This is a genomic window from Tsukamurella paurometabola (assembly GCF_900631615.1).
In the GTDB taxonomy this organism is placed as follows: domain Bacteria; phylum Actinomycetota; class Actinomycetes; order Mycobacteriales; family Mycobacteriaceae; genus Tsukamurella; species Tsukamurella paurometabola_A.
On the sequence record NZ_LR131273.1, the window covers coordinates 3,369,562 to 3,385,508 of the forward strand.

A 15,947-nucleotide genomic window follows, 5' to 3' on the forward strand; every position below is an offset into this window, starting at 1 on the left:
CCGCGATACGGTGGCGGGTATGCCGCAGACGACCACCGACCACGCCCGCCGGCGCGACACCCTCCGCGCCGCCCTCGCGCGCCACGAGCCCGCCCTCGACGCCCTTCTCGTCACCGACCTCGACAACGTGCGCTACCTCGCGGGGTTCACCGGATCGAACGGCGCGCTGCTGATCGCCGCGGACCCGGCCGACGACGCCATCGCCACCGACGGCCGGTACCTGACCCAGGTCGCGGAGCAGTCCGGAGACCTGCGCGCCGTCATCGAGCGCGACGTCGCGAAGGCGCTGCTGGCGGAAGCGCGGGGCACCGTCGGATTCGAGGCGACCGCGGTGAGCTACGCCGACCACGCCCGGCTCGCGCCGGAGGCGCACCTGGTCCCGACCACGCGGCTCGTCGAGACGCTCCGCGAGGTGAAGGACGACGGCGAGATCGAGCTGCTGCGGCGCGCCTGCGCCATCAGCGACCAGGCGCTCGCGGCGCTCGTCGACGAGGGGGCGATCCGGCCCGGCGCGACGGAGACGCAGGTCGCGCGGCGCCTGGAGAACCTCATGTACGAGCTCGGAGCGGAGGCCGTCGCCTTCGAGACCATCGTCGCCGCAGGCCCGAACTCGGCGATCCCGCACCACCGCCCGACCGACGCCGTGCTCGCGGCGGGGGACTTCGTGAAGATCGACTTCGGTGCCCGGTTCCGCGGCTATCACGCGGACGAGACCCGCACCTTCGTGCTCGGTGAGCCGGCGGCCTGGCAGCGCGAGATCTACGATGTGGTCCGTGCCGCTCAGACCGCCGGGCGGGAGGCCCTCGTGCCCGGCGCCGATGTCCGCGCGATCGACGGTGCGGCTCGCTCGGTGATCGAGGCCGCCGGGTACGGCGAGCAGTTCCTCCACGGGCTCGGTCACGGCGTCGGCGTGCAGATCCACGAAGCCCCGACGCTGGGCAAGCTGGGCAGCGGTACACTGTCCGACGGTGCTGTGGTCACCGTCGAACCGGGTGTGTACCTCCCGGGGCGTGGTGGAGTCCGCATCGAGGACACCCTCGTGGTCCGTGCGGACGGGCCGGAACTGCTGACGCGCACCACCAAAGACTTGATCGCACTCTAGGAGAATCGACACAACGTGGCATCGACTGCTGATTTCAAGAACGGCCTGGTCCTCAACCAGGAGGGCCAGCTGTGGCAGATCATCGAGTTCCAGCACGTGAAGCCGGGCAAGGGGCCCGCCTTCGTGCGCACGAAGCTCAAGAACGTGGTCTCCGGTAAGACGGTCGACAAGACCTTCAACGCCGGCGTCAAGGTCGAGGTCGCCACCGTGGACCGCCGTGACTTCAGCTACCTGTACCACGACGGCACGGACTACGTCTTCATGGACGGCGAGACCTACGACCAGATCAACCTCGACGAGGCCAAGGTCGGCGACGGCGCGAAGTTCCTCCTGGAGAACATGCAGGTCCAGGTCTCGATGCACGAGGGTGAGGCGCTCTTCGTCGAGCTGCCGATCTCGGCCGAGTACGTGGTCCAGCACACCGATCCGGGCCTGCAGGGCGACCGCTCGACCGGCGGCACCAAGCCCGCGACGCTGGAGACCGGCGCCGAGATCAACGTCCCGCTGTTCATCAACACCGGCGACAAGCTCAAGGTCGACACCCGTGACGGCAGCTACCTGGGGCGCGTGAACTCCTAAGTGCCCGAGCAGTCTGACAACCGGCGCCCGAAGAAGTCGGGAGCCCGACACCGGGCGCGTAAGCGCGCCGTCGATCTGCTGTTCGAGGCGGAGGCGCGCGGCGTCACCGACCTCGACGGCCTGCTCGCGGAGCGGCGGCAGCTGGCCGCCGACGACGCGGCCGTCGCGCCGGTGTCCGAGTACACCGCCACGCTGGTCACCGGCGTCGGCCTCGACGGCGAGCAGATCGATTCCGTGATCTCCTCGCACCTCACCGGCTGGACGCTCACGCGCCTTCCGGCCGTGGACCGCGCGATCCTCCGGATCGCCGTCTGGGAGTTGTTCAACGCCGTCGACGTGCCGCCCGCCGTCGTCGTCGACGAGGCCGTGGAACTCGCCAAGGAGCTCTCGACCGACGATTCGCCGACGTACCTCAACGGCGTGCTGGGCAAGGTGGCGACGCTCGCGCCGCAGGTGCGCGCCGCGGCCGCCGCACAGCCCGCCGATCGCGCGGAGTAGACCGGCTCAGCCCTTGAGGCGTGCGGCCAGAGCGCGGGCGTTGCGCAGCGCGAGCGCCTGGACCACGCCGATGGGGTGGACGCCGCTGGCCGTCGGCAGGGCCGAGGCGTCGGCGATCACCACGTTCGGCACGTCCCACAGCGCGCCCTCGGGGTTCGCCGCGCCGCGCCGCGCCGAGGCGGCCATCCGCGCGGTACTCATCGGCTCCTGCGCGCCGAGGGCGATCTCCCCGACGCCGTAGCCGGCCGCGTGCGAGCGCTCCAGGAACTGCTCGACCGGACGGTCGCCCGGTACGTGGTCGCCGCCGCGCTGCTGACCGGTGAAGATCCGTCGCGCCCCGCCGGCCTCGAGGATGCGGACCGCGGTGTCCACGCCGGTGCGCAGGTGCACGCGGTCGGCCTCCGCCAGGTCGTAGCGCACGGAGGGCTCCCCGGAGGCGTCCATCACGACCTCTCCGGCTCCGCGGTCGCGCAGGACCACCCGCACGATCGACAGGTGCGGGAACTGGCGCATCACGTTGAGGTGCTCCACGGGATTGCGCCAGGGCACGAAGCTCGCCGCCAGCGCCGGGGTGAGCGGCGCCGTCTCGTACCGCACGCCGAAGCCCTTGCCGTCGAGGTCCGCATGCGCGTCGCTGAAACGGATCGACGGTGCCCCCAGCCACGGGTCGACGGTCTCGCCGAACAGGCCGACCGCGGTGGCCGTCGGGTGCAGGTGGAGGTGCTTGCCCACGTGCGGGCCGCCGATGCCCGAGCGGGCGAGCAGCGCCGGGGTCTCGAAGCCGCCCGCGGCCACCACGACGGCGCTGCACCGCACCGTGAGCCACGATCCCCCGGAGGTCCGCGCGATCACCGTCCGCGCCCGCCCGGCCTGCGTCTCGATCGACCGGGCCTGGGCGCCGGTCACGATCCGCGCGCCCTTCTTCTCGGCGTCCCGCAGCCAGGTGCGGCCCGCGTCCTGCTTGGCCGCGACCCGGCTCGACGGGCCCCATCGCCCTTCCGATTCGAAGTCGTCCGCCACGCTCACCGGGCGCACCGGCAGGTCGAGCGCGCGGCAGCCCTTCTCGAGGATCGCATCACGCGCCGACGGCACGCCCGCGGCGTCGGAGACCCCCGATCGGTGCCACACCTCCGCGAGGGCGGCGTCCAGGTCGGGGCCGGTCTCGATGCCCCGGGCCGCCCAGTCCTCGCGCACCTCCTGCGGAGGGAGGAAGTAGCCGCCGTGGGAGATCGTCGTGCCCCCGCCGAGGCACCGCGACGTCAGCAGGTAGGACTGCGCGTTCTCCGTCCAGAAGGGGCCCGGCGCGTACAGCTGGGCCAGGTTGTCGAGGTCCGAATCGCCGACCTCCGTGGGCGCGACGTAGTCGCCCCGTTCGAGCACCAGCACGTCCAGCCCGGCCTCCGCGAGAGCGGCCGCGGCGACGGCGCCGCCCGCGCCGGAGCCGACCACCACCACGTCGCACGCCGTCGAGGCGTCGATCTCGTAGCGCGCGGGGGAGAGGGGCCGCTGGGCGCGGAGAGCGCGGGCGCGGGGCTTCTTCATCGGCGCCTGCCGCGGGTACCCGATCGCCGCCATCAGCTCGGCACCCGGGCCGTGCTCGCCATCGGCGCCGCCCGCGGCGTAGTAGGCGAGCAGCGCGATGTTGCGCAGGCGTTTGAACAGCATCCGCTTCTGCACGAACCGCGACCGGGACAGGTCGATGAGGACGCGTTCGCGTTCCGCGGCCGACAGGTCGGCGAAGCGCTGCCCCCGGGTGCCGAGGACGGTGGTGCAGAACACACGGTTGTCGAACAGGGAGAGGGACTGCGCCAGGGTGATGCCGTCGCTGTCCCGCGGACTCCGGTCGGCGTAGGAAACCGCCAGGTCACCGGCGCGGAGGTCGCTCGCGGAGGGGATCGCCACCCCGTCTCCGGGGGCGAAGGAGTCGACGATGGCGGACAGCGTCGTGCGTTGCCTGGTCGACAATTCCATGACCTGAACGTACTGGTATGCTTCGTGCTGCATCAAGGCATCCTTTTCAGTCCGTCCAGCGAGGCGGAGCGAGCCGTCCGGAGAGGCGGAGAAGGAGGTCACGTGGCTCGGGAACTCATGTCCGCGGCCGATGTCACCCGAACGGTGGCGCGGATCGCGCATCAGATCATCGAGAAGACGGCCTTAGACACCAGGGCCGCGGGTGATGAATCGCATCCCCGCGTCGTCATCTTCGGCATCCCTACGCGCGGTGCGGTTCTCGCCGCCCGGCTGGCGGCCGACATCGAGGAGTTCTCCGGCGTGGCGGTGCCCGTCGGGCACCTCGACATCACGCTCTACCGCGACGATCTGCGGCACAAGCCGCACCGCCCCCTCGAGCGCACCACGGTGCCGCCCCAGGGGGTCGACGGTGCGCTGGTGATCCTCGTCGACGACGTCCTGTTCTCGGGCCGGACGGTGCGCGCCGCCCTGGACTCCCTGCGCGACATCGGGCGCCCCGCCGCCGTCCAACTCGCGGTCCTCGTGGACCGCGGGCATCGGCAGCTGCCCATCCGCGCCGACTACGTGGGCAAGAACATCCCCACCTCCCGCCAGGAGGACGTCCAGGTCCGCCTGCAGGAGAAGGACGGCGAGGACGCCGTGGTGATCTCCGAGCTGCCCGCGCCGGAGGCGAAGGAGGACGAGCAGTGACCAAGCACCTGCTCTCCGCGGCGGACCTGAGCCGCGCCGAGGCCGAGGAGATCCTCGACGAGGCGGACCGGCTGCAGCAGGCCCTGCTGGGCCGCGAGGTCAAGAAGCTGCCCACGCTGCGCGGCCGCACCGTGATGACGGTCTTCTACGAGAACTCCACCCGCACCCGCGTCTCCTTCGAGGTCGCGGGCAAGTGGATGAGCGCCGACGTGATCAACGTCTCCGCGTCCGGCAGCTCCGTCGCGAAGGGCGAGTCGCTCCGTGACACGGCGCTCACGCTGCACGCCGCGGGCGCCGACGCGCTGATCGTCCGGCACCCCGCCTCCGGTGCGGCACAGCAGATCGCGGCGTGGACCAATTCGGCCGCCGCGCTCGACGGCCTGCCCGGTCCCGTCGTCATCAACGCCGGCGACGGCATGCACGAGCACCCCACGCAGGCCCTGCTCGACGCGCTGACGCTGCGACAGCGGCTCGGCGGGATCGAGGGCCGCCGCGTGGTGATCGTCGGCGACGTGCTGCACAGCCGGGTCGCCCGGTCGAACGCGCTGCTGTTGTCGACGCTCGGCGCCGAGGTCGTCCTCGTCGCCCCGCGCACCCTGCTGCCGGTGGGCGTCGAGGCGTGGCCGGTCACCGTCGCGGACTCGCTCGAGGCCGAACTGCCCGGCGCCGACGCGGTGATGATGCTCCGCGTCCAGGCGGAGCGCATGAACGGCGGCTTCTTCCCCAGCGAGCGCGAGTACTCGGTCCGCTTCGGTCTCAACCCGCAGCGCGCGGCGCTGCTGCCGGACCACGCGGTGGTGCTGCACCCCGGACCGATGCTGCGCGGCATGGAGATCGGCTATTCGGTTGCCGATTCGGCGCAGGCCGCGATCCTGCAGCAGGTCAACAACGGCGTGCACGTCCGCATGGCGGTGCTCTTCCATTTGCTGGCCAAGGACGGGGGCACGGAGTGATCGCGGCGCGCCACCGTGCCACCCCGCCGTCTCCTCGGAAGGAAGGATCTCCCGAATGAGCCTGCTGCTCACCAACGTCCGCCCGTACGGCGAGGGCGATCCGGTCGACGTCGCGATCGCCGGCGGTGAGATCACCGCCATCGGCGCCGGGCTCGCCCCCGCCGAGGGCGCCGAGGTCATCGACGGCGGCGGTAAGGTCCTGCTGCCCGGCTTCGTCGACCTGCACACGCACCTGCGTGAGCCCGGCCGCGAGGACACCGAGACCATCGAATCCGGTTCCGCCGCGGCCGCACTCGGCGGGTACACCGCCGTGTTCGCGATGGCCAACACGAGTCCGGTCGCGGATTCCGCCGTGGTCACCGACCACGTCTACCGCCGCGGCCAGGAGGTCGGACTGGTCGACGTGCACCCGGTGGGTGCCGTCACCGTGGGCCTGCAGGGCGAGAAGCTCGCCGAGATGGGCATGATGGCCGCCGGACCCGGCCGCGTGCGGGTCTTCTCGGACGACGGCGTCTGCGTGGCGGACCCCCTGCTCATGCGTCGTGCGCTGGAGTACTCCGCCTCGCTCGGGGTGGTCATCGCGCAGCACGCGGAGGAGCCGCGGCTCACGAAGGGCGCCGTGGCGCACGAGGGTCCCGAGGCGGCGCGGCTCGGCCTCACCGGCTGGCCCCGGGCCGCCGAGGAGGCGATCGTCGCCCGCGACGCGCTGCTGGCCCGCGACGCCGGCGCCCGCGTCCACATCTGCCACGCCTCCACGGCCGGCACCGTCGAACTGCTGTCGTGGGCGAAGGGGCAGGGCATCGCGATCACGGCCGAGGTGACCCCGCACCACCTGTTGCTCGACGATTCCCGGCTGCAGACCTATGACGCCGTGAACCGCGTGAACCCGCCGCTGCGCGAGGCCTCCGACGTGGCCGCGCTGCGGAAGGCCCTGCGGGACGGCGTGATCGACTGCGTCGCCACCGATCACGCGCCGCACGCCGATCAGGACAAGTGCTGCGAGTTCGCGGCCGCCCGGCCGGGCATGCTGGGGCTGGAGACGGCCCTGGCGATCGTCGCGCAGGTCTCGGTCGAGACCGGCGACCTCGGCTGGCGCGACGTGGCCCGGGTCATGAGCACCAAGCCCGCGGAGATCGCACGCCTGGACGACCACGGCCGGCCGATCGCCGTGGGCGAGCCCGCGAACCTGACGCTGGTCGACCCCGACCTGGGGTGGACGGTGCGCGCGGACGAGCTCGCCAGCCGATCGCGCAACACCCCGTTCGCCGAGCTGAGCTTCCGGGCCAAGCCCGTGCTGACCCTGCTCCGCGGCCGGGTCACCGCCCGCGACGGCGTGGCCGCGCAGCCCGGAGCGGGAGCGCGGGCGTGAGCGTCAGCGACTTCGCCACGCTGCTGCTCGTGCTCGTCGTGCTCGCCGTCCTCTTCTCGCTGATGGCGCTCGGGTGGCGCCGGCGCGGTCAGCGCCAGGCGGCGGCGGTCGGCGAGATCCCCACCACGCCCGAGCAGCTCAGCGAGCTGGTCTTCGGACCTGTCTCCGGGGTGTACGTCGGCAGCACCGTCGCGCCGCACTGGCAGGACCGGGTCGCCGTGGGGGACTGGGGCTATCGGGCCACCGTGAACCTGAGCCGCTACGCGGACGGCTACCTGATGGAACGCGGGCGCGGCAACCCGATGTGGATCGCCGACGAGCACATCGTGGAGGTCCGCCGCGCCTCCAAGCTGGCCGGCAAGGTGATGCCCGGCGACGGCCTCCTGGTGCTCCGCTGGGAGCTGCCCACCGGCACCGTCGTGGACACGGGCTTCCGCGCCGACGACAAGACGACATATCGAAAACTGATGGACGTGAGGGAAAGTTAGATGGCTGCCGACAACAAAGCACTCCTGGTTCTCGAGGACGGGACCGTGCACCGCGGGGTCGAGTTCGGCGCCGTCGGGCAGACCCTCGGCGAGGCCGTCTTCTGCACCGCGATGACGGGGTACCAGGAGACGCTCACCGACCCGTCGTACGCGCGGCAGATCGTGGTGGCGACCGCCCCGCAGATCGGCAACACGGGGTGGAACGACGAGGACGACGAATCCCGCGGGGACCGCATCTGGGTCGCGGGGTACGCCGTGCGCAATCCCACCCGCCGCGTGAGCAACTGGCGCGCCAACGGCACCCTCGAGGGTGAGCTGGTGGACCAGGGCGTCGTCGGCATCGGCGGCATCGACACCCGTGCGGTGGTGCGCCGCCTGCGGGACAACGGCTCCATGCGGGCCGGCGTGTTCTCCGGCGAGGCGCTCGCGCCCGAGGCGGAGCTGCTGGACCGGGTGCGCGCGCAGCCGTCGATGAAGGGCCTCAACCTGATCGGCGAGGTCTCGACGAAGGAGACCTACACGATCGAGCCCGAGGGCGAGGCCCGCTTCACCGTCGTCGCCGTGGACCTCGGCATCAAGACCAACACGCCGCGGATGTTCGCCGAGCGGGGCATGCGGGTGCACGTGGTCCCGTCGACCATCACGCTCGACGAGGTGCGCTCCCTGAACCCCGACGGGTTCTTCCTGTCCAACGGCCCGGGCGACCCGGCCACCGCGGAGCACGAGGTGGAGCTCACGCGCGGCGTGCTCGACGCGGGCCTGCCGCTGTTCGGCATCTGCCTGGGCAACCAGCTCCTGGGCCGCGCGCTGGGCCTGGGCACGTACAAGATGAAGTTCGGCCACCGCGGCATCAACATCCCGGTGGTCGAGCACACCACCGGCCGGATCTCGATCACCGCGCAGAACCACGGCTTCGCCCTCGAGGGCGAGCGCGGGCAGGAGTTCGACACCGACTTCGGGCGCGCGCGGGTCAGCCACGTGTGCGCCAACGACGGCACCGTCGAGGGCGTGGAGCTGCTGAGCGGCCGCGCCTTCTCGGTCCAGTACCACCCGGAGGCCGCGGCCGGTCCGCACGACGCCGCCTACCTGTTCGACAAGTTCGCGACTGTTATGGGAGAGAAGTAATGCCACGGCGCACCGACATCCAGCACGTCCTGGTGATCGGCTCGGGCCCGATCGTGATCGGCCAGGCCTGCGAGTTCGACTACTCCGGCACCCAGGCGTGCCGCGTGCTCCGCGCCGAGGGCCTGCGCGTCTCGCTGGTGAACTCGAACCCGGCGACGATCATGACGGACCCCGAGTTCGCGGACGCCACGTACATCGAGCCGATCACGCCCGAGTACATCGAGAAGGTCATCGTCGCCGAGCGCGACAAGGGCTTCCCGATCGACGCGGTGCTCGCCACCCTGGGCGGGCAGACGGCGCTCAACGCCGCCGTGGGCCTGCACGAGCAGGGCATCCTCGACAAGTACGGCATCACCCTCATCGGCGCCGATTTCGACGCGATCCAGCGCGGCGAGGACCGGCAGAAGTTCAAGGACATCGTCGCGAAGATCGGCGGTGAGTCCGCCCGGTCCAAGGTCTGTTTCACGCTCGACGAGTGCAAGGAGACCGTCGCCGATCTCGGCTACCCGGTCGTGGTGCGGCCCTCCTTCACGATGGGCGGCCTCGGCTCCGGCATGGCCTACGACGAGGCCGACCTCGTCCGCATCGCCGGCGCGGGCCTCGCCGCCTCGCCGACCGCGAACGTGCTCATCGAGGAGTCGATCCTCGGCTGGAAGGAGTACGAGCTCGAGCTCATGCGCGACGGCCGCGACAACGTGGTGGTCGTCTGCTCCATCGAGAACGTCGACCCCGTGGGCGTGCACACCGGCGATTCGGTCACGGTGGCCCCGGCCATGACGCTGACCGACCGCGAGTACCAGATCATGCGCGACCAGTCGATCGCCATCCTCCGCGAGGTGGGTGTCGACACCGGCGGCTGCAACATCCAGTTCGCGCAGAACCCGCGCGACGGCCGCCTGGTCACCATCGAGATGAACCCGCGCGTGTCCCGCTCCTCGGCGCTGGCGTCGAAGGCCACCGGTTTCCCGATCGCCAAGATCGCCGCGAAGCTCGCCGTGGGCTACACGCTCGACGAGATCCTCAACGACATCACCGGCGAGACCCCGGCGTGCTTCGAGCCGACGCTCGACTACGTCGTGGTCAAGGCCCCGCGGTTCGCGTTCGAGAAGTTCCCGGGCGCCGACGACACGCTCACCACCACCATGAAGTCCGTCGGTGAGGCGATGAGCCTGGGCCGCAGCTTCGCCGAGGCCTTCGGTAAGGTGATGCGCTCGCTGGAGACCAAGCGTCACGGCTTCTGGACGGGTGCGCCCGTCGAGGGCACGCTCCAGGAGCTCCTCGAGTGGATCACGACCCCGAAGGACGGCCGGTTCTATCTGATCGGGCGCGCCTTCGAGCTGGGCGCCACCGTCGAGCAGGTCTTCGACGCCACCGCGATCGACCCCTGGTTCCTCGAGGAGATCAAGGCCGTCGTCGACCTCGGCGCGCGGGTCCGCGACGCCGACCTCACGCCGGAGCTGGTGCGGCTCGCGAAGACGCACGGCTTCTCCGACCTGCAGATCGCCGAGTTGCGCGGCGTGAGCGAGGACGAGATCCGCGCGTACCGGCACGAGCACGACGTGCGGCCGGTCTACAAGACGGTCGACACCTGCGCCGCCGAGTTCGAGGCGAGGACCCCGTACCACTACAGCAGCTACGAGCTCGACCCGTCGGCCACCAGCGAGGTGGCCCCGCAGACCGAGCGGCCCAAGGTCCTCATCCTGGGCTCCGGCCCGAACCGCATCGGCCAGGGCATCGAGTTCGACTACTCGTGCGTCCACGCCGCGCTCACGCTGAGCGAGGCCGGCTACGAGACCGTGATGGTCAACTGCAACCCCGAGACGGTCTCCACCGACTACGACACCGCCGACCGGCTCTACTTCGAGCCGCTGACCTTCGAGGACGTCCTCGAGGTGTACCACTCGGAGCAGCGCTCCGGCGAGGGCGGCCCGGGTGTCGTCGGCGTGATCGTGCAGCTCGGCGGTCAGACCCCGCTCGGCCTCGCCGCGCGGCTCAAGGAGGCGGGCCTGCCCATCGTGGGCACCTCGCCCGAGGCCATCGACCTCGCCGAGGACCGCGGCGAGTTCGGCCGCGTGCTCACCGAGGCGGGCCTGCCGGCGCCGAAGTTCGGTACGGCGACCACCGCCGACGGTGCCCGCGAGGTCGCCGCCGGCATCGGCTACCCGGTGCTCGTGCGCCCGTCGTACGTGCTCGGCGGCCGCGGCATGGAGATCGTCTACGACGAGCAGGCGCTCCTCGACTACATCTCGCGCGCGACGGAACTCGCCCCCGACCGCCCGGTGCTCGTGGACCGGTTCCTCGAGGACGCGGTGGAGATCGACGTCGACGCCCTGTGCGACGCCACCGGCGAGGTCTTCATCGGCGGCATCATGGAGCACATCGAGGAGGCAGGCATCCACTCCGGCGACTCCGCGTGCTCGCTGCCGCCCACGACGCTGGGCCGCGCCGACATCGACGCCGTCCGCGCCGCCACGGAGGCCCTGGCGCGCGGCATCGGCGTGCACGGCCTGATGAACGTGCAGTACGCGCTCAAGGACGACGTGCTCTACGTCCTCGAGGCCAACCCCCGGGCCTCGCGCACGGTGCCCTTCGTCTCGAAGGCCACCGCGGTGCAGCTGGCCAAGGCCTGCGCCCGGGTCATGCTCGGCCAGACCATCGCCGAGCTGAGGGAGCAGCAGATCCTCCCCGCCAAGGGCGACGGCTCGCACATGCCGATCGACGCACCGGTCTCGGTCAAGGAGGCCGTGCTGCCCTTCAACCGGTTCCGCCGCGCGGACGGCAGCGGCGTCGATTCCCTGCTCTCGCCCGAGATGAAATCCACCGGCGAGGTCATGGGCGTCGACCGCGACTTCGGCACCGCGTTCGCCAAGTCGCAGACCGCGATCAGCGGATCACTGCCCGCCACCGGCAAGGTCTTCGTCTCCGTCGCGAACAAGGACAAGCGCTCGCTGATCTTCCCGGTCAAGCGGCTCGCCGACCTCGGCTTCACCATCGTCGCGACCGAGGGCACCGCGGATGTGCTGCGGCGCAACGGCGTCGAGGTGGAGACGGTGCTCAAGCACTCGGATGTCATCCCCGAGGGCGAGCAGTCGATCGTCGAGAAGATCAAGGCCGGCGAGGTCGGGCTCATCATCAACACCCCGTACGGCAACGCCGGCCCGCGCGTCGACGGCTACGAGATCCGCACGGCCGCGGTGCAGGCCTCCGTGCCGTGCGTGACGACGGTGCAGGGCGCCTCGGCCGCGGTCCAGGGCATCGAGGCCGCGCTGCGCGGCGGCATCGGCGTCAAGAGCCTGCAGGACATGCACGCCGCGCTGGTGAACCGGTGACCTTCGCCGAGCGCGTCGCCACCGCCGCCTCCGCCCGGGGGCGGCTGGTGGTGGGCATCGACCCGCACCCGCCGCTGCTCGCCGCGTGGGGACTGTCCGACGACGCCGCCGGCGTGCGGGCCTTCGGACTGCGGTGCGCCGAGGCCTTCGCCGGTGAGGTCGGCTTCGTCAAACCGCAGGTCGCCTTCTTCGAGCAGTTCGGCGCCGCCGGCATGCTCGCGCTGGAGGAGGTCACGGCGGCGTGCCGGGCGGCCGGCGCCGTCGTGATCGCCGACGCCAAGCGCGGCGACATCGGCTCCACCATGGCGGGCTATGCGCGCGCCTGGCTCGGCGACTCGCCGCTGGCGGCCGACGCGGTGACCCTGTCGCCGTACCTCGGCTACGGCTCGCTGCGCCCCGCGATCGACGCCGCCCGCGCCGCCGGCCGCGGCGTGTTCGTCCTCGCCCGCACCTCCAACCCGGAGGGCGCGCAGGTGCAGGCCGACGGGGTCGCGCAGCGCATCGTCGACGATGCGCGCGCCGACAACGCCGACGGAGCCGGCACCGTCGGCCTCGTGGTGGGCGCGACCCGGGAGCACGGCCTCGACCTCACCGGGCTGGGTGGGCCGATCCTCGCGCCCGGCCTGGGGGCGCAGGGCGCCACCCCGGCCGACCTCGCGGCCGTCTTCGGCGCCGGTGCGACGGTGCTGCCCAACTCGTCCCGGCAGGTGCTCGGCGCGGGCCCGGACACGGGTGCCCTGCGCTCCGCGGCCCTGTCCGTGCGGGACGAGGTCGAGCGCGCCCTCGGCTGATCGCCTGGGCCGATCCCGTCCTCGCGCTCTCCACCGGGACTATCCTCGGCGGGGTGAACGTCGATGTGACACCGCTTCCCGGCATCGGAGTGCGCAAGGACTTCGAACTCGCCACGGGCAGGCGCGTCGGAGTGGTGGCGCACCGCGACGGCACCGTCGAACTGTTCCTCTCGGAACGCGACGATCCCGACGCGTGCGCCGCTCAGGTCCCCTTGTCCGGTGAGGAGGCGGGCGTGCTCGCCAACCTCCTCGGCGCGCCGCAGCTGGTCAATCAGCTGCGCGCCGATCAGCGGGAACTCGAGGGGGTCAACACCCGGCAGCTGCCGATCCTCGCCGGTTCGCCCTACGACGGGCGGACGCTGGGGGAGACCCAGATGCGGACCCGGACGAAGGTCTCCCTCGTCGCGGTCATGCGCGCGGGCGAGGTGCAGGCCTCGCCCGGCCCCGAGTTCGTGTTCACCGCGGGTGACCTGCTCGTGGTGGTCGGCACGGCGGAGGGGCTCGAAGGCGCCGCGCAGATCCTGACGAACGGGTGACCCTCCACCTCGACGAGAACACGGTCGCACTGATCGAGCTCGGCGCCGTCTTCTTCGTCCTGGGCTTCCTCGGCCGCGCCGCCAGCAAGGTGGGTGTCTCGCCGATACCGCTGTACCTGATCGGCGGCCTGGCCTTCGGCGTGGGCGGCGTGATCCCGCTCGGCGAGGCGTCGGAGTTCAGCCACACCGCCGGCGAGATCGGCGTCGTCCTCCTGCTGCTCATGCTGGGCCTCGAGTACACCGCCGCCGAGCTCACCACCGGGCTGCGGCAGTCCTGGCTGGCGGGCGTGCTCGACATCGTGCTCAACGCCACCCCGGGCGTGATCGTCGCGCTCGCGCTCGGCTGGGGGCCCAAGGGGGCCCTCGTGCTGGCGGGGGTCACCTACATCTCGTCGTCCGGCATCGCCGCGAAGGTCCTCAGCGACCTCGGTCGACTCGGCAACCGCGAGACCCCGGTGGTGCTCTCGGTGCTGGTCTTCGAGGACCTCGCGATGGCGGTGTACCTGCCGATCCTCACCGCGGTCCTCGCCGGTATCGGCCTCGTCGGGGAGGTGTCCGCCGTGACGATCGCGGTGGTGGTCGTCACCGTCGTGCTGATCTCGGCCGTCAAGTACGGGCACCGCGTCTCGGCGCTGGTCTACAGCGACGACCGCGAGGTCTTCCTGCTCAAGCTGATCGGCGCGGCGTTGCTCGTCGCGGGCGTGGCGTCCGCGCTGCAGGTCTCCGCGGCCGTCGGTGCCTTCCTGCTCGGCATCGCGATCTCCGGGTCGATCGCGCACGAGGCGACGAGGCTCCTCGAGCCGCTGCGCGACCTGTTCGCCGCGCTGTTCTTCGTCGTCTTCGGCCTGAACACGGATCCCCGCGCCATTCCGCCGGTGCTCGGCTGGGCGGTGCTCCTCGCGGTGGTGACGACGGCGACGAAGCTCGCGACGGGGTGGTGGGCCGCGCGGAGGGTCGGCGTCAAGCGGATGGGCCGCGCGCGTGCGGGAGCCGCTCTGGTGGCACGCGGGGAGTTCTCCATCGTCATCGCCGGGCTCGCGGTCGCCGCGGGAGCGGTCGACGGCCGGGTGGCCGCGCTGGCGACCACGTACGTCCTGATCATGGCCGTGGTGGGCCCGATCATCGCGCGCGTCGTCGAGCCCGCGGTCCGGGCGGGGGAGCGGGCGGTACGGCACGTGCGCTCCGGAGCGTCCCCATCGGCGGGGTGACGGCGGTGCCGCGGACCTGCGACGACGGCGGATGCGGGCGCCGACACGCCCGGGCCCGCAGCGAAGTGCAGGTATTTTCGCAGGTCACATGAGTTTCACCCGTCACATCGGAGAATTGCCTCTGGTGCGGTCCTACCGTTCTGAAAGCATTGTGGTGCAACGGTTCTCGATTGCAACGCACATCATGTGCAGTGGTGCGCGCCACCGGGCGCCGGGCGCGCCTACATCACCGCCAAACCGCAGGTGAGAGGGGGGTGGGGTTCCCATCCTGAGCGAATCGTGGGTACCGTCGCAGGAGTCGCAAGTTCGCGGCAAAGACCTAAGTACATCGAAGACGGAGGAATCGTGGCCCTTCCCCAGTTGACCGACGAGCAGCGCGCCGCTGCTCTGGAGAAGGCAGCTGCCGCTCGTCGTGCACGCGCCGAGCTGAAGAACCGGCTGAAGAGCGGCGGCACCACCCTGCAGCAGGTGCTGAAGGACGCGGAGACCGATGAGGTTCTCGGCAAGATGAAGGTCTCGGCTCTGCTCGAGGCCCTGCCCAAGGTGGGCAAGGTCAAGGCTCAGGAGCTGATGACCGAGCTGGAGATCGCCCCCACCCGCCGCGTGCGCGGCCTGGGCGACCGGCAGCGCAAGGCGCTGCTCGAGAAGTTCTCCGCCTGACACACACGTGTCCGGAGTAGTTCCCGCGGGCCGGAGGGGCCGACTGGTTGTACTGGTCGGCCCCTCCGCCGTCGGTAAGTCTTCTGTGGTCGGCAAGCTCCGCTCGGAGGTGCCCGACCTGTTCTTTTCGGTCTCCGCCACCACGCGCGATCCGCGCCCCGGTGAGGTGGACGGCCGGGACTACCACTTCGTCGGCGACGAGGGGTTCGACCGCCTGATCGCCGACGGCGCCCTTCTCGAGTGGGCGGAGATCCACGGCGGCCTGCAGCGGTCGGGGACGCCCGCACGGCCCGTGTACGAGGCGCTCGAAGCCGGGCGGCCGGTACTGGTGGAGGTCGACCTCGCCGGCGCGGCCAGTGTGAAGGCGGCGCTGCCGGAGGCCGTCACCGTCTTCCTGAGCCCGCCGAGCTGGGACGAGCTCGAGCGCCGGCTCCGCGGGCGGGGCACCGAGAGCCCCGAGAAGATCGAGCGCCGACTCGAGACCGCGCGGGCCGAGATGGCCACCCGCGACGACTACGACGCGGTCGTCGTCAACGACGACTTGGACCGCGCCGTGTCGGATTTGGTATCCTTGCTGGTCGGCGCCGGCGACCAGCGGGCGTAGTCCGCTGGCGCCCGGCGCGTAGACTGGATGAAGCAGCGAGTTCG

15 protein-coding genes are annotated in these 15,947 nt (G+C 71.6%); 14 read left to right on the top strand and 1 reads right to left on the bottom strand.

What is annotated here, in order from left to right:
* Positions 1–19 precede the first annotated feature (19 nt).
* From ELY19_RS16865 to nusB, 3 genes are read left to right on the top strand one after another with little or no spacing between them, the layout of a single operon-like run.
* Positions 20–1,102, top strand: coding sequence for a M24 family metallopeptidase (locus ELY19_RS16865; RefSeq protein ID WP_126197265.1), 1,083 nt, complete (start codon positions 20–22; stop codon positions 1,100–1,102).
* Positions 1,103–1,117: 15 nt separating this feature from the next.
* Entirely contained in the window at positions 1,118–1,681 is a 564-nt protein-coding gene (efp, locus tag ELY19_RS16870) for an elongation factor P (RefSeq protein WP_126197266.1), read from the top strand.
* Positions 1,682–2,179, top strand: a complete 498-nt coding sequence (nusB, locus tag ELY19_RS16875) for a transcription antitermination factor NusB (protein ID WP_126197267.1) — start codon at positions 1,682–1,684, stop codon at positions 2,177–2,179.
* Between the two features lie 6 nt (positions 2,180–2,185).
* Here the strand turns inward: nusB and ELY19_RS16880 are convergent, their stop codons facing one another.
* Entirely contained in the window at positions 2,186–4,183 is a 1,998-nt protein-coding gene (locus ELY19_RS16880; RefSeq protein ID WP_164711631.1) for an FAD-dependent oxidoreductase, read from the bottom strand.
* Between the two features lie 84 nt (positions 4,184–4,267).
* On the opposite strand from ELY19_RS16880, the gene pyrR reads away from it, so the two are divergent.
* The 11 genes from pyrR to gmk all read left to right on the top strand — a co-directional run bounded on the left by pyrR (position 4,268) and on the right by gmk (position 15,903).
* Positions 4,268–4,840, top strand: a complete 573-nt coding sequence (gene pyrR, locus ELY19_RS16885) for a bifunctional pyr operon transcriptional regulator/uracil phosphoribosyltransferase PyrR (RefSeq protein WP_232015639.1) — start codon at positions 4,268–4,270, stop codon at positions 4,838–4,840.
* Positions 4,837–5,793, top strand: coding sequence for an aspartate carbamoyltransferase catalytic subunit (locus tag ELY19_RS16890; protein ID WP_126197270.1), 957 nt, complete (start codon positions 4,837–4,839; stop codon positions 5,791–5,793). The genes pyrR and ELY19_RS16890 overlap by 4 nt, the downstream gene beginning before the upstream one ends.
* Before the next feature lie 55 nt (positions 5,794–5,848).
* Entirely contained in the window at positions 5,849–7,162 is a 1,314-nt protein-coding gene (locus ELY19_RS16895) for a dihydroorotase (protein ID WP_126197271.1), read from the top strand.
* Entirely contained in the window at positions 7,159–7,650 is a 492-nt protein-coding gene (locus tag ELY19_RS16900) for a PH-like domain-containing protein (RefSeq protein WP_126197272.1), read from the top strand. Before ELY19_RS16895 ends, ELY19_RS16900 begins: the two co-directional genes overlap by 4 nt.
* Positions 7,651–8,775, top strand: a complete 1,125-nt coding sequence (gene carA, locus ELY19_RS16905) for a glutamine-hydrolyzing carbamoyl-phosphate synthase small subunit (protein ID WP_126197273.1) — start codon at positions 7,651–7,653, stop codon at positions 8,773–8,775. It abuts the gene before it with no gap.
* Positions 8,775–12,104 (top strand): carbamoyl-phosphate synthase large subunit, encoded by a 3,330-nt coding sequence (gene carB / locus ELY19_RS16910; protein ID WP_126197274.1) that lies wholly within the window; start codon positions 8,775–8,777, stop codon positions 12,102–12,104. The genes carA and carB overlap by 1 nt, the downstream gene beginning before the upstream one ends.
* Positions 12,101–12,895, top strand: coding sequence for an orotidine-5'-phosphate decarboxylase (gene pyrF / locus ELY19_RS16915; protein ID WP_126197275.1), 795 nt, complete (start codon positions 12,101–12,103; stop codon positions 12,893–12,895). Before carB ends, pyrF begins: the two co-directional genes overlap by 4 nt.
* 53 nt (positions 12,896–12,948) lie before the next feature.
* Positions 12,949–13,431: a cation:proton antiporter regulatory subunit gene (locus ELY19_RS16920; protein WP_126197276.1), complete on the top strand. Its 483-nt coding sequence runs from the start codon at positions 12,949–12,951 to the stop codon at positions 13,429–13,431.
* Complete coding sequence (locus ELY19_RS16925; RefSeq protein ID WP_126197277.1) at positions 13,428–14,639, top strand: cation:proton antiporter; 1,212 nt, start codon at positions 13,428–13,430, stop codon at positions 14,637–14,639. The genes ELY19_RS16920 and ELY19_RS16925 overlap by 4 nt, the downstream gene beginning before the upstream one ends.
* Before the next feature lie 345 nt (positions 14,640–14,984).
* Entirely contained in the window at positions 14,985–15,299 is a 315-nt protein-coding gene (gene mihF / locus ELY19_RS16930) for an integration host factor, actinobacterial type (protein ID WP_068520860.1), read from the top strand.
* Between the two features lie 7 nt (positions 15,300–15,306).
* A complete protein-coding gene (gmk, locus tag ELY19_RS16935; RefSeq protein ID WP_126197278.1) occupies positions 15,307–15,903 on the top strand; it encodes a guanylate kinase in 597 nt (198 codons plus the stop codon).
* The last annotated feature ends 44 nt before the right edge of the window (positions 15,904–15,947 follow it).

Bases quoted from the DNA above. Each gene is read 5' to 3' on its own strand.
- ELY19_RS16865 (WP_126197265.1), top strand. From the start codon at position 20: ATGCCGCAGACGACCACCGACCACGCCCGCCGGCGCGACACCCTCCGC.
- ELY19_RS16880 (WP_164711631.1), bottom strand. From the start codon at position 4,183: ATGCAGCACGAAGCATACCAGTACGTTCAGGTCATGGAATTGTCGACC.
- pyrR (WP_232015639.1), top strand. From the start codon at position 4,268: ATGTCCGCGGCCGATGTCACCCGAACGGTGGCGCGGATCGCGCATCAG.
- ELY19_RS16895 (WP_126197271.1), top strand. From the start codon at position 5,849: ATGAGCCTGCTGCTCACCAACGTCCGCCCGTACGGCGAGGGCGATCCG.
- carA (WP_126197273.1), top strand. From the start codon at position 7,651: ATGGCTGCCGACAACAAAGCACTCCTGGTTCTCGAGGACGGGACCGTG.
- carB (WP_126197274.1), top strand. From the start codon at position 8,775: ATGCCACGGCGCACCGACATCCAGCACGTCCTGGTGATCGGCTCGGGC.